This is a genomic window from Clostridium sp. KLE 1755 (assembly GCF_000466465.2).
Lineage (GTDB): Bacteria > Bacillota > Clostridia > Lachnospirales > Lachnospiraceae > Eisenbergiella > Eisenbergiella porci.
The window spans coordinates 1-578 of record NZ_KE992694.1 but is presented as its reverse complement, the minus strand read 5'-3'; the positions used below and the strand labels follow the sequence as shown (position 1 = coordinate 578).

The following is a 578-nucleotide window of genomic DNA, read 5'->3' as shown; positions in this document are numbered from 1 at the left end:
GTTATACGCGGAATCATTGAGTGCATTATACAACTCCAATAGTTCCTTCTTTTCCCGAAACAGCATCCGGAAAACCGTATCCTTCTGATTTCTTACTACGTGCAGTTCTTCTGCCATAAGCTGCTCCTTTCTGTTTGTGTGTGGAGCAACCTTCCCAATCAGCCGCTCCTGCTTTCTTTGTTGGATAGTAAGCATAGAGTTTCTGAATTGAGAATGAAAATTAGACGGCACATGTGGCCAAGATTCGTTAGAAATTTATGCTTGCGTTTATTTTATCACTATTTTTACGTATATTCAACTATTCCTGATATTTATTATTGTAGGATTGATTTTATAAAGCGGTATCGGTTCTCACATTATGAAAAAGTCAGCACCAATAATGCCCTGCCTTTTCCTGTGCCTCCTGTTTACTGATGTCAAAACGGAGTTTCAGTCTTGCTACAGTCTGCTCAAAACTGACACCCAATTCCTTACAGGTTTCCACCATTCCTTGTACTATCCCTTGTTCTATCCCCTGAGCAATTCCATCCTCTTTTCCGTTCTTATACTCGCTTGCACGGATTTTTCTCATTTCCTCT

1 pseudogene is annotated in these 578 nt (G+C 40.1%); it reads right to left on the bottom strand.

Annotated features, from left to right (window positions below):
• Positions 1-367 precede the first annotated feature (367 nt).
• Positions 368-578: pseudogene (locus tag HMPREF1548_RS29925) on the bottom strand (hypothetical protein); the annotation flags it as partial.